A 12,817-nucleotide genomic window follows, 5' to 3' on the forward strand; every position below is an offset into this window, starting at 1 on the left:
CTACGCTGAGGGGCGACGGCGACGGGGGATGCGATGGCTGGAGCTGCCGCCTGGCGGGTCACGACGCGAGCCGCTGCAGGAGCCTGGCTGCTGCTGGTGCTGCTGGCTGCGCCGCCGGTGACGGCCGACGACGCGGTGCGCAGTGAGCTCTACCCGCCCGACTGGGTGCCCGGCAGGGCCGATGACGAGGGCCGCTTCCTCCACGACTTCTCCTACGCCGGGTACCGGTACGGAGAAGACGTCCCGGCCACCGTCACCGGACCGGTGCTCGACGTGACGCGGCCGCCGTACGGGGCCGACCCGAGCGGTGACGAGGACGCGACGGTGGCGATCCAGGCGGCGATCGACGACGTCGGTGCCGCCGGCGGCGGTACCGTCCATCTGCCGAAGGGCACCTACCGGGTGGAACCACCGGACGGCTCCCGCGCCGTCCTGCACATCCCGTACGACGGCGTCCTGCTCCGCGGTGACGGACCCGGACGCACCCGCCTGTACAACGCGGAGGCTGGTGACATGCGCCAACGGGCGGTCGTCCTCGTCGGGCCGGACCGGTCCGACTGGCGCAGCTGGCACGACGACGCCACGACGGGCGCGGTCGCGCTCACCCAGGACGTCCGCGAGCCCACCCGCACCCTGCACGTCACCGACGCGGCCGGCTTCTCCGTCGGCGACTGGGTCGTCCTGCGAGCCGACACCACCGAGGCCTGGCTCGAGGAGCACCCGGTGGCCGCCGACCAGCGGTGGAAGCCCGACACGCTCGTCGGCCTCGTCTACCACCGCCGGGTCACCGCGGCGGACGAGGCGGCCAGGACCGTGGAGGTCGACATCCCCACGCGCTACCCCATGCTGCGCCGGGACGGGCTGCGACTGCACCACGTCCGCGAGCCGGTGACCGGCAGCGGTGTGGCGGACCTTGCCATCGGCATGCGGCAGAGCGACCGGCCGGAGGAGGACGCCGAGGACGATCACGGGCGTCGCGGGACGAGCGGCCACCAGGCGCACCAGGCCAGTGCCATCGCGTTCAACGACGTCGTGGACGGGTGGGTCGACGGTGTCCGCTCCTTCCGTCCGCCGGAGAACGACGACGACGTCCACCTCCTCTCGGTCGGCATCTACGTGCGCTACTCGAGGAACATCACGATTCAGGAGGTCGACCTGCGCCACCCCCAGTACCGCGGCGCCGGTGGCAACGGCTACCTCGTCCACCTCATGGGCAGCGACACCTTGGTACGCGACTCCTCCGCGGAGGGCGGACGGCACAACTACCTCGTCCAGGCGGTCCAGGCCACCGGCAACGTCGTGCTCGACAGCCGGTCCGTCGACGGCGACAAGGCCACCGAGCTCCACCGTCACCTCAGTGCGGCCAACCTCTTCGACAACGTCGTGGTGGACGGGGACACGCTCGAGATGGTCTACCGGGAGGCGAGCGACCACGCCCACAGCGGCACCGAGAGCGTCATGTGGAACGTCTCGGGCGAGGACTGCACGCGCGGCCGGCTCGCGCGCACCCAGCAGCTCGGCTGTGGCTACGTCATCGGCACGAGCGGGTCGGGGGCCTGCGCGAGCGTGGAGAACCCCGGTGGCGACGGCACCGAGCCCCGCGACTGGGTCGAGCACGTGGGCGACGGCGAGCACCTCGAGCCGCGCTCCCTGTACCTCGACCAGCTCGAGCGGCGAACACGCGGACAGGGACAGGTTCCGCCGGTGGCCGAGGAGGACGACGGCGTGCCGGCCGCCCTTGTCGTCACCAGTGTCGTGGTGCTGGCCGGCGCGGCCGGTGCTGGTGCACTGGTCGTCGTCGGGAGGCGCCGGGAGTAGTCAGAGGTCCTCTGGGTCGCGGCCGAGGAGGTGGGCGACCTGCTCGCGGACGACCTCCTCGACCAGCAGGGCGACCTCGGCCGAGTCCTCGCAGCGTGACTGGATCGGCCGCCGGTACAGGACGATGCGGTCGGCGAGCCCGGCGGGCGGGTCGGCCGGGAAGTAGCGGCCCAGGGCGACGGCGTCGTGCTCCCACGGGCTCGGGTCCGACGGCGGGACCTCCTCGACCCCGAACTCCACCGACGACAGGCGCCTGCCCCACCGCTTCTCCAGCCGTTCGACGGCGGCGAGGACGGCGTCGTCGAACTCCTCGCTGCGCGTCCGCCAGCCCGGGAGGGTCGGAGGCACCAGCGGGCCGCGGAGGCCGCGCCCGCGCCGGTCACGCCGGCGTGCCGCGCGGCGCGGCGGGATCGCCGGGAGGAGGGGGTCGTGCACACCCCGATGCTAAGCGCACGGCGGGCCCCTGCGCCCGCACCCGCGCCCGCCGCCGCGTCCTCCCGGACGGACGGCGTCCACTCGCGCCGGAGGGGTGGGACCGAGCGTCGGCGACGCAGGTGCCGGACGGAGCGCCTCTGGCGCGAGCGTCGGTGGCCGGCTGCTGGGAGGTCCGGGCGGCCCGGGCGGCAGCGGTGAGGCGTTCGGCGTGGCCCGCGGGGCCGTGTGGGCGCGAGGATGTACGGTCGGGGCGTGAGAGCCTCCCGCCACTGCACGCGTGCAGCCTGCGCCCGTCCGGCCGTGGCCACCCTCACCTACGTCTACGCGGACTCCACGGCCGTGCTCGGCCCGCTGGCCACCCAGTCCGAGCCGCACTCCTACGACCTGTGCGAGGAGCACGCCCACCGGCTCACGGCGCCGCGGGGGTGGGAGGTCGTCCGGCTGGCGACGGAGTTCGTCGCCGCGCCGCCCAGCCCCGACGACATCGAGGCCCTCGCCGACGCCGTCCGTGAGGCCTCCCGGTCCCGGCCCGGGCCCGCGGTTCCCGCGTCCCGGCCGGGCAGCGCGGCGCCCGCCCCGGTCACGCACCGGCTTCCCGAGCCCGAGCTCGGCCGCCGCGGCCACCTCAGGGTGCTGCGCGGCGAGGCCGACTGACCCGACTACCCTGGACCACGCGTGCCACGAGGCACGCAGGGAGGGGAAGCACCGGATGAGCGCTGCGCAGGACCGCCCGGCGACGATCGAGCCCTGGGTGCGGGACATCCTGAGGTGCCCCGTGACGGGCGCCGAGCTCGTCGAGGGCACCGGGCCGGACGGGTCACCCGAGCTCGTCTCGACCGACCCGGACACGACGCTGGCCTACCCCGTGCGGGACGGCGTTCCCGTCCTCCTCGCCGACGAGGCGCGCCGGGTCTGACCCGTGCTCAGCGCAGGAGCCGGGCGACCGCGTCCTCGATGCGCGGCGCGAGGGTCCGTGAGTACGTCGCCGTGAGGTGGTGGGAGTCGCTGTAGGTGAGGACCCCTCCGACGACCGGCACGCACTCCTCGAGCGGGCAGATGAACTCGGTGACGTCCATGAGGTCCGCCTCCGGGACGAGCGCGGCGGCCGCCCGCTGCATCGCCGCGCCTGACCGGGCCGTCGCGTCCTGCCGGGACACGGCGCACTCACCCAGGTCGTCGGGGTGCTCGGCGACGCACTCGGGGACGTCCTCGTCCCACCACGGCGTGTCCGCGATGGTGAGCACGTCGACCCCGGCATCCTCGAGCGCCCGCCAGTTCGCCGCGACCGCCTCCGTCACGGTGGGCAGGGACTCCTCCGGGGTCAGCGGCGCCCCGTCGGCGGGCACCCGGTAGGGGCCGCTGGAGAAGACGACGGCGTCGGGCAGCTGGGTGGTCAGCTGGTCGAGGAGGGTGGCCTGCCACGCCGTGCAGCTCGCGTACGGCTCGTCGCTGTTCTCGTTCCACACGGTGGTGTCGCCGAAGAGGCAGCCGGACTTCGTGTACGTCTCCAGCCGCCACCCGTTCGCCTCGGCGAGCACCTCGAGTGCAGGCTGCCAGTGCGCGGCGTGCGAGTCACCGACGAGCGCCACCACCGTGGCCGAGCTCGCGTCGCCGTACACGCACGACGCGACCTCGGCCCTGCGCTGGTTCTGGTGGCAGCGGTCGCCGTAGACGTCGGCGACGTCCTCGGGGGCGTCGACGAGCGACGGCGTCAGCTCGGTGACCTCCTCCACCGGCTCGACCGCGTCCTCGGCGGGGTCCGCACCCAGGGCGGCCGCACCGGGTGCCTCCTCGGCTGCCGGCGTGCTCCTGCGATCCGCCTGGTGGGTGAGCAGGGCTGCCCCGGCCAGGCCGACCCCGATGCACGCCGTGGCGAGGACCGCCGCGCGCCACGGCACCCGCAGGCGCCCGGACCGGTGGAAGGGGCGCTCGACCAGGCGGTAGGTGAGCCACGCGGGGACGCCCGACGCCGCGACGACGGCGAGTGCCGTCGGCAGGCCGAGTGCGCCGTCGTCCTCCCCCCACACCGCGGTGGCGGCGACGAGCAGCGGCCAGTGCCACAGGTACAACGAGTAGGACAGCGCGCCCACGTGCTGCATCGGCGCCGCGGTCAGCGCCCGGAGCTCACCACGGCCGTCCCCCGTCCCCGCGAGGAGCACCGCTGCCGCCCCGAGCGTCGGCACCAGGGCCGCCGCTCCGGGGAAGGCGGTCCCGGCGTCGAAGCTGACCGCCGCGTAGCCGATCGCCACCAGACCGGCCCACCCGAGGGTGATCCGGACGGCGCGCCGGATGCGCTCGGTGTGCACGGCGAGCACGGCCAGCAGCGCGCCGATCGCCATCTCCCACAGCCGGGTGGTGGTGACGAAGTAGGCGGCGCCGGGGTTCGTCGCCGTCAGGTGGACGGACCACACGAGCGAGGGCAGCGCGATCGCGAGCAGGCCCACCAGCAGGCGGCGGGTCATGCTGCCGCGGCGCCACCGCCAGAACAGGGCCACGATGAGCACCGGCCACACGATGTAGAACTGCTCCTCGATGGCCAGCGACCAGAAGTGCTGCAGCGGGCTGGCCGCCGAGCCCGAGGCCAGGTAGTCGATCGAGCGGTCGGCGAGGCGCCAGTTGACGAGGTAGACGGCGCTCGCGGCGACGTCGCCGGCGATCTCCCGCCAGCGGGTCACCGGGAGGGCGACCAGGGTGAGGACGGTGACGGCGGTGAACACGACCGCCGTCGCGGGCAGCAGCCGCCTGGCCCGGCGGGCGTAGAAACCGCGCAGGCTCAGGCGGCCGGTCTGCTCGAGCTCCCGGACGGTGAGCCCGGTGATGAGGAACCCGGAGATGACGAAGAAGACGTCGACGCCGACGTACCCGCCGGACAGGAGGGGCACCCCGGCGTGGTAGCCCAGGACGAGCAGCACCGCGACGGCACGCAGGCCCTGGATGTCGCCCCGGAAGCGCGGTGCACGGACGGTCGTCGGTGCCGCGACGGGCGTTGTGGCTGCGGCCATGCGGGACCTCTCGGGCACTCGGGGGAGGGTCGTGCTCGCGAGCGGTCACGGCCACGGCGCGACCACTGTACGACGTGACGTGGCCCTCAGGCCCCGGAGAACTGCGCGGCGAACGACTCGTCCGGCTCGATCGGGGTGATGACGTCGACGAGGGCGCCGGCCGGACCCTCGACGATGAAGTGCCGCTGCCCGAAGGCCTCCGACCGCAGGGGGAGGACGGCCTCGAGCGGCCCGTGCTCCACCAGCCGCCGGTACACGGAGTCGACGTCGTCGACCTCGACGTTGACGAGCACGCCCTGTGCCCGGGCGCCCCGCCACCGGTCCGGCACCGTCGGGTGCGCTGCGTCGAGCAGTGCGAGCTCCCACGTGCCGTGCCGCAGGCTGATGTACCAGTCGGCCGCGAAGGTCGTCGTGAAGCCGAGGTGGTCGCGGAAGAAGTCGGCGGCTCCCGCGACGTCGTCGACCATGAGGACGGGGTAGATGCTCGTCGTCGCCATAGCTGTCCTTCCTTTACGTACACCCTGTACGTAACGAAGCTATTCATACACCGTGTCGGTAAAGTGGGGCAAGGCCCGACGAAGGAGGATGCGGTGGCACGGACCACGAGGGAGCAGACGGAGGCGACGCGGCAGGCGATCCTCGGCGCGGCGCTCGCGCTGTTCGCCACGCGGGGGGCCGACGGGGTCGGGCTCGAGGAGATCGCGCGTGTCGCCGGTGTCACGCGCGGCGCCGTCTACCACCACTTCGGCAGCAGGCAGGGCGTGTTCTCGGCGGTCCACGACCAGGTCCAGGCGACCGTCGCCGCGGCGATCGACGCCGCGACGGCGGACGTCCCTGACCCGTGGGAGTCGCTGGAGAGGGGCTGCCGCGCCTTCCTCGAGGCAGCGGTCGCGCCCGCGGTCCGGCAGGTCCTGCTCGTCGACGCGCCGCGGATGCTCGGCTGGGACGCGTGGCGCGGGGCGGACGCCGCGAACTCCGGCCGGATGCTCGGGGACGTCCTCCGCGAGCTCGCGGACCGGGGCGTCATCGCGGTCGGCCCGGTCGACGCCACCCAGGCGCTGCTGTCCGGTGCGATGAACGAGGCCGCGCTGTGGGCGGCCACCCTGCCGGACCCGCAGCGCGGGGTGGAGGAGGCGTGGGGCGTGCTGCGCCGCATGCTCGCCTCCCTGCGGGTGGGCGCGCGGGCGTAGGGACGACGACGGCCCCGTCACCCGGTCGGGTGCGGGGCCGTCGTGGCGACTATCGTCGCGGTCGGCTCAGCGGTCAGCCGCCGACGATCTCATCGACGTAGCCCGGGTTGGCCTCGAGCCACTCGTCGACCGACGCGGCCTGGTTCTCGCCCGCGTTCACGTTGAACATGATGTTCTCGAGCTCGTAGAGCTCGTCGTTGGACAGGGTCCAGCCCTCGATCCACTCGACCACCTCGGGGAACTCCTCCGGGAAGCTCTCGTGGGCCATGGTGTGCATCGACTCGGTCGCGCCGAGCGCACCCTCGGGGTCCTCGAGGTCGCGGATCGGGTACTCGTTGTACGCCCAGTGCGGACGCCACAGGGTCACGACGACGTTCTCGCCGCTGGCGATGGCGCCGTCGAGCTCGGCGAGCATGGCCGGGGTGGAGGAGATGAGGAAGTTCATGTCCTCCAGGCCGTAGGTCGGGATGACCTCGTCCTGCGTGATCCGGGTCAGTCCGGCACCGGACTCGATGCCGACGAGCTGACCGCCGAAGGCATCGGCGTTGTCCGCCAGCTCGGTGAGCGACTCGATCGGCGCGTCCTCGTTCACCGCGATGGTGAGGCTGGCCTCGTCGTTCCACGCGCCCAGGTCGACCCAGCTGTCGCCGTACTGCTCGAGGTAGTCGGCGTGCGTGATCGGCAGCCAGGTGTCGAAGTTGAGGTCGAGGTCGCCCTGGGCCAGCGCGGTGAACACCGGGCCGGCGTCGGCGTACTCCATCTCCACGGTGTAGCCCTGCTCCTCGAGGATGTGGGCCCAGAGGTAGGAGACGGCCTCACCCTCGGGCCACCCGTTGTGGACGCCGATGGTGATGGTGCCGCCGGTGCCGCCGTCAGCGGCCGCGGTGGTCTCGTCACCGCCGCCGGCGTCCGGCTCCTCCTCGTTGCCGGTGTCCGAGCCGCAGGCGGCCAGGGTCAGGGCAAGGGCTGCGGTGGCTGCAATTCCAGCACTTCCGCGACGTCGCATCGTTCGCATTGTCTTCATCCTTCCGTGAGCGTTGCCGCTCGTTGTGTTGCCGTGACGGCAGGTCAGGAAACCGGCGCTGGCGCGCCGAGGTGGCTCAGCGGGCCGCCTTGGCCTTCGCGGCCCGGGAGACCTTGGAGCGGCTGCCCAGGGCCGCGGTGACACGGTCGAGGTACATCGCCAGGATCACGACGGACAGGCCGGCCTCGACGCCCAGTCCGATGTCGACGCGCTGCAGCGACTCGACCACCGGCCGGCCCAGTCCCGGGGCGCCGACCATGCCGGCGATGACGACCATGGACAGGGAGAGCATGATCACCTGGTTGATGCCGCCCATGATGGTCGGCATGGCCAGCGGGATCTGGATCTGGCGCAGGATGCGCCCCGGCTTGGCGCCGAAGGCGTGGCCGGCCTCGACGACCTCGGCGTCCACCTGGCGGATGCCCAGCTCGGTGAACCGCACGCCGGGCGCGACCGCGAAGAGGATGGTGGCCACGACGCCGGGCACGACACCCAGGCTGAAGAGGACGACCGCCGGGATGAGGTAGACGAAGGCCGGCATGGTCTGGAGGAAGTCCAGCACGGGGCGCAGGCCGGCGGAGACCTTGCTGTTGCGGGCGGCCCAGATACCGAGCGGCACGCCCACCACGACGGCGATGAGGCTGGCCACCACGACCAGCGCGAGGGACGCCATGGCGTTGTCCCACTGGTCCACACCGTAGATGAACGCGAAGCCGATCAGCGATCCGACGGCGAGCGTCCAGTTCTTGGCGACGTAGGCGGCGGCCGCCAGCACCAGGGCGATGATCCAGAACGGGGGCTCGCCCAGCACCAGCCCGAGGATGTCGTACAGCCCCTCCATGAGGGAGCCGATGAACGAGAAGAACCCGTCCAGGGTGGAGGTGAGCCAGGAGACGAAGGACTGCGCCCAGCTGCCGAGCGGGATACGGAAGAGGAGCTCGTCGTTCATCGCTTCTCACCCTCTACGGAGGACTCGTCGTTCACGGGGGTGGAGGACAGTGCCTCGTTGCCGCCGGAGGCGCCGGCCGGGGAGGACCCGGGTGGGGCGCCAGCAGCGTCGGGCGACTGTGTCGCGACGGGGTCCGGACCCGCCGTGCTGTCGGGGGAGTCCGGCGGCACCATCGCCTCGAGCATCGTCACGCGGGGGACGACGCCGACCAGCCGGCCGTCCTCGTCCGTCACCGCGAGCGGCAGCCTGGCCTCGGCGGCCGGGGCGAACATCTCCGACAGCGGCGTGTCCGGCGACACTGCGGACGTGTCCGGTCGCACGACCTGCTCCAGCGTCGCGTCCCCTCGTCGCTGCGCGGCGAGCAGGTCGGTGTCGTGGACGGTCCCCTGGAGCACCCGGCGGCGGTCGACGACGTACGCGGCCGTGCCCTGGGTGTTGTCGAGCTCCCGCAGCGCGACGCCGGGCCCGCCGCCGAGCTGGACGACGGAGATCGGGCGGCGCATGAGTGCACCGGCGGTGATGACGCGGGACCGGTCGACGTCGGCGATGAACTTGGCGACGTACTCGTCTGCCGGGCGGGCGAGGATCCGCTCGGCGGTGTCGATCTGGACGATCCTGCCGTCGCGCATGACGGCGATCCGGTCGCCGAGGAACATGGCCTCGTTGAGGTCGTGGGTGATGAAGATGATCGTCTTGCCGAGCTTGGCCTGCAGTTCGACGAGCTGTTCCTGCATCTCCCGTCGGATGAGCGGGTCGAGGGCGGAGAACGCCTCGTCCATCAGCAGGATCTCGGTGTCGGCGGCGAGGGCGCGGGCAAGACCCACCCGCTGTCGCATGCCTCCGGACAGCTGCGCAGGCAGGGAGTCCTCCCAGCCCGCCAGGCCGGTCATGGCGATCGACTCCTTCGCCTTGGCCACGCGGTCCGCCTTGTTCATCCCGCGGATCTCCTGCGGGTAGGCGACGTTGTCGAGCACCGTGCGGTGCGGCAGCAACGCGAAGTGCTGGAAGACCATCGACACGCGGGTGCGGCGCAGCTGCCGCAGCTCGGACGGGGAGACGTCGGTGACGCTGGCGTCACCGATGCGGACGGTGCCCGCCGTGGGGGTCAGCAGCCCGTTGAGCATCCGGATGAGGGTGGACTTGCCCGAGCCGGACAGGCCCATGACGACGAAGGTCTCACCCTGCTTGACCTCAAAGGAGGCGTCGATGACGGCGGCGGTCCCCAGCTGCTTGATCTCCTCGCGGGTGGCACCGGCACGGAGGCGACGGACGGCCTCCTGGGACCGGCGCCCGAACACCTTGTACACGTTCTCTGCGCGTAGTGCGCTCACGCTCACCTCACAGCGGCTCGGGTTGGTCGCGACGCCGGGCGCCGCGGCCGCTCACGATCGCCGCACCTGTCGGTGGGCATCGCAAACTACGGATGGGAAGGGGGGCGGCCAACCACCATGCCACCGATCCCGGTCCTTGGCGAGTACTTGACCTGTCCGCGAGGCCGTCCGGGACCGTCCTCGACTGGTCGATTCGACACTCTGACCTGCGGCTTTACCTGAAGCGGGATCGTTACTGAACTGTGACTGATGCAACGCGGCGGCGACCCTACCTCACGCGTTCGTGTGACGCACACCGCGGACACGGGTCACACCCTCATCGCGCGCGGCGCCGGCGCCTCCGCAGGCCCGTGAGCACGAGCGTCGCGACCACGGCAGCGGCCGCGACGGCCAGCAGTGTGGGCAGCAGCGAGCCCGTCCCCGTCCCGGTAGCGGGCTCGCTCGGCGCGGCAGTGGCGCCGGCGGGGTCGAAGACGTGCTCCCAGCGGGCCGTCGCTCCCATCGCGAGGTGGAAGCCCTCGTCCGCCTGGGCCGTGACGACGACGCGCCCCGCCGCGCGGTGGTCGCCCGCACCGACGGACTCACCGTCGAGGAGGTAGGTGACGCCGTCGACGTCGGGAACCGTGACGACGTCGTCCTCCGTGCCGGGCGGGTCGGCGAACGCGACCTCCGCGGGCGTCACCTCGGTGGTGGTGCGGAGGCCGAAGCCGAGCTCGGCGACGACGGAGCCATCGGGGGCGGTGACCTCGACGGGCAGGCGACCCGTCGGTGCCACGCGCCCGGAGACGACGGCGGCGACGCCCTCGAAGTTCACCGTGGCGGCGCCGTAGGAGGCGAGCGTGCCGGCGACGCCGTCCGGGACGGCCGCGAGGTCGTAGGGCGTGCCGGCCAGGACGGTGACGACGGGCACCGGACCGGCGGCGAGGTCGGCGACCAGTGCCTGCTGCGCCGGGTTGACCCGCAGGGCGTCGACGGCGACGACGACGGCGTCGGCGTCCGCGGCCGCAGCGGCAGCCGCCGAACGGTATCCGGCGCCGGGGCTGTCACCGCTCTCGAGGAGCTCGGCGGCCGCGAACCCCTCGGCCTCGAGCAGGGGCGTGAGCCGTTCCGGCCAGGCCGACCCGGCTCCCACGACGAGGATCCGGTCGGTGGCCGGGTCGAGCGGGAGCACGTCGGCCTCGTTGCGCAGCATCGTCGCGGCCCGCTCGGAGATCGCCGTCGCGGTGGCGCGGTGGTCGGCGCTCCCGACGACGTCGAGCCCGGGCTGCGTCCCGCCGTCCCAGATCCCGCGGGCGGCCTTCCACTCCAGGATCCGGGTCACCGACTCCTCGAGGCGCTCGCGGGTGAGGTCCCCGGAGTCCAGCGCGGCCCTGATGCCGGCGAAGGCGGCGTCGACGTCGGGGGAGTCGAGGTGGATGTCGGAGCCGGCCTGGATCGCCAGGACGGCGATGTCACCGTCGTCGAGCGGGTTGCCGGGCAGCTGCTTGAGGGCCGCCATGTCCAGGGCGTCGGTGGTGACCAGGCCGGTGTAGCCGAGCTCTCCGCGCAGGAGGTCGGTGAGCACGCGCGGGGACAGGGTGCCGGGCAGCTCGGGGTCGAGGGACTCGACGACGATGTGGGCCGACATGATGATGTCGACGCCGGCCTCGATGGCGCCGCGGAAGGGCTCGAGGTGCGTCTCCAGCGCGTCGCCCGCGACGACGGGCAGCCCGGTGTGGGAGTCGACGTCTGTGTCCCCGTGCCCGGGGAAGTGCTTGGCCGCGGCGGCGACGTGCTGGGACTGCAGCCCCTCGACCTGGGCGGCGGTGAGCTCGGCGACGACGTCGGGGTCGGCGCCGGGGGAGCGCAGGCCGATGACCGGGTTGGCTGGGTTGGTGTTGAGGTCGGCGACGGGCGCGAAGTCGACGTTGACCCCCATCGCGGCGAGCTCGGTGCCGAGCACCTCACCCTGGGCCCGAGCGAGCTCTGGGTCGAAGGTGGCGCCGAGCGCCATGCCCCCGGGCAACGTCGTCGCGGGCGGCCCGATCCGTGAGACCTCGCCGCCCTCCTGGTCGACCGTGATCGCCAGCGGCACCCCGGAGCTCGCCGCCGCGGCGTCCTGCAGGCCCGCGGAGAGCTCGGCGACCTGCTCGGGACTGTCGGTGTTGCCCGCCCAGGCGAAGTAGAGGACGCCGCCGAGCCCGTACTTCTCGACGACCTCGGCCGGCGTGTCGACGCCGTAGCGGGCGCGGTTCTCGGCGGCCATCGACGTGTCGTCAGCGGTGGAGCCGTAGACGTGGGTCCAGGTCATCTGGCCGATGAGCTCGTCCTCGCTCATGCCCGCCACGACCGCGGCGACGTCCGGCGAGCCTGCCGGCGCGGTGCCGGGTGCGGCCGGAAGGAGGGAGAGCGCCACGAGTGCGGCGCCGAGGGCGTGGGGAAGAGTCATCGGCCTTGCCTGGGACGGGGACGCTGGCGGTCCCACGGTACGCGGCCCCACCCCCTCGCCGAGAGCGGAGTTGTTGCACCCGGCGCGGCGCCTCCCCCGCTGGTCGCCGAGAGCGGAGTTGTTGCACCCGCCGCGGCACGTCCCCCTGGTCGCCGTGAGCGGAGTTGTTGCACCCGGCGCGGCACGTCCCCCTGCTCGCCGAGAGCGGAGTTGTTGCACCGGGCGCGGCACGTCTCCCTGCTCGCCGAGAGCGGAGTCGTTGCACCCGGTGCGGCGCCCGCCCCTGGTCGCCTGAAGGCGCAACAACTCCGCTGTCGGCGAGGGTTCGCCCTCACCTCCACCCCTGGTGGCCTGAGGGCGCAACAACTCCGCTGTCGGCGAAGGGTTCTGCCACACCGCCACCGCTGGTCGCCTGACGGTGCAACAACTCCGCTGTCGGCGAAGGGTTCGGGTTCTGCCTCAGGCGCGGCAAGGCCCCGCACCTGGTGTGGTGCGGGGCCTTGCGTGCGCCCGGGTGTGCCCGGGTGTTATGGGGTGCGGCGCACCCCCAGGGTGTCGGTGCTGTCGCCGTCCCAGTCCCCGACGTAGACCTCGTCACCGGCGCGGCCGTAGGCCACGGTCAGGTCCGCGGTCCCCCCGC

Annotated in this window: 11 protein-coding genes; 4 read left to right on the plus strand and 7 right to left on the minus strand. The window is 73.0% G+C overall.

Annotation, left to right across the window (positions count from 1 at the left end; all coding sequences use genetic code 11):
- Positions 1-33: 33 nt before the first annotated feature.
- Positions 34-1,818, plus strand: coding sequence for a glycosyl hydrolase family 28-related protein (locus VR894_RS08075; protein ID WP_324650867.1), 1,785 nt, complete (start codon positions 34-36; stop codon positions 1,816-1,818).
- Here the strand turns inward: VR894_RS08075 and VR894_RS08080 are convergent, their stop codons facing one another.
- Positions 1,819-2,253, minus strand: a complete 435-nt coding sequence (locus VR894_RS08080) for a metallopeptidase family protein (protein ID WP_324650868.1) — start codon at positions 2,251-2,253, stop codon at positions 1,819-1,821.
- A gap of 237 nt (positions 2,254-2,490) precedes the next feature.
- On the opposite strand from VR894_RS08080, the gene VR894_RS08085 reads away from it, so the two are divergent.
- Together VR894_RS08085 and VR894_RS08090 are read left to right on the plus strand one after the other, a co-directional pair.
- A complete protein-coding gene (locus tag VR894_RS08085) occupies positions 2,491-2,907 on the plus strand; it encodes a DUF3499 domain-containing protein (RefSeq protein ID WP_416380826.1) in 417 nt (138 codons plus the stop codon).
- Positions 2,908-2,962: 55 nt separating this feature from the next.
- Positions 2,963-3,169, plus strand: a complete 207-nt coding sequence (locus tag VR894_RS08090; RefSeq protein ID WP_324650870.1) for a hypothetical protein — start codon at positions 2,963-2,965, stop codon at positions 3,167-3,169.
- A 7-nt stretch (positions 3,170-3,176) separates the two neighbouring features.
- Here the strand turns inward: VR894_RS08090 and VR894_RS08095 are convergent, their stop codons facing one another.
- Together VR894_RS08095 and VR894_RS08100 are read right to left on the minus strand one after the other, a co-directional pair.
- The gene (locus VR894_RS08095) at positions 3,177-5,255 is read right to left on the minus strand and encodes an acyltransferase family protein (RefSeq protein WP_324650871.1); all 2,079 of its coding nucleotides are present in this window, start codon (positions 5,253-5,255) and stop codon (positions 3,177-3,179) included.
- An 86-nt stretch (positions 5,256-5,341) separates the two neighbouring features.
- On the minus strand, positions 5,342-5,752 hold the full coding sequence (locus VR894_RS08100; RefSeq protein ID WP_324650872.1) for a VOC family protein: 411 nt from the start codon (positions 5,750-5,752) through the stop codon (positions 5,342-5,344).
- A 93-nt stretch (positions 5,753-5,845) separates the two neighbouring features.
- Here VR894_RS08100 and VR894_RS08105 point away from each other — a divergent pair, with 93 nt between their 5' ends.
- On the plus strand, positions 5,846-6,445 hold the full coding sequence (locus VR894_RS08105; RefSeq protein ID WP_324650873.1) for a TetR family transcriptional regulator: 600 nt from the start codon (positions 5,846-5,848) through the stop codon (positions 6,443-6,445).
- A 73-nt stretch (positions 6,446-6,518) separates the two neighbouring features.
- Here VR894_RS08105 and VR894_RS08110 read toward each other — a convergent pair whose 3' ends face one another.
- The 4 genes from VR894_RS08110 to VR894_RS08125 form a co-directional block, all read right to left on the minus strand.
- The gene (locus tag VR894_RS08110) at positions 6,519-7,460 is read right to left on the minus strand and encodes a glycine betaine ABC transporter substrate-binding protein (RefSeq protein ID WP_324650874.1); all 942 of its coding nucleotides are present in this window, start codon (positions 7,458-7,460) and stop codon (positions 6,519-6,521) included.
- An 85-nt stretch (positions 7,461-7,545) separates the two neighbouring features.
- Entirely contained in the window at positions 7,546-8,418 is an 873-nt protein-coding gene (locus VR894_RS08115) for a proline/glycine betaine ABC transporter permease (RefSeq protein WP_324650875.1), read from the minus strand.
- The gene (locus VR894_RS08120) at positions 8,415-9,749 is read right to left on the minus strand and encodes a betaine/proline/choline family ABC transporter ATP-binding protein (protein WP_416380827.1); all 1,335 of its coding nucleotides are present in this window, start codon (positions 9,747-9,749) and stop codon (positions 8,415-8,417) included. The genes VR894_RS08115 and VR894_RS08120 overlap by 4 nt, the downstream gene beginning before the upstream one ends.
- Positions 9,750-10,065: 316 nt before the next feature.
- The gene (locus VR894_RS08125) at positions 10,066-12,177 is read right to left on the minus strand and encodes a glycoside hydrolase family 3 protein (protein ID WP_324650877.1); all 2,112 of its coding nucleotides are present in this window, start codon (positions 12,175-12,177) and stop codon (positions 10,066-10,068) included.
- Positions 12,178-12,817: the final 640 nt, after the last annotated feature.

Source organism: Georgenia sp. H159, assembly GCF_035607575.1.
GTDB lineage: Bacteria > Actinomycetota > Actinomycetes > Actinomycetales > Actinomycetaceae > Oceanitalea.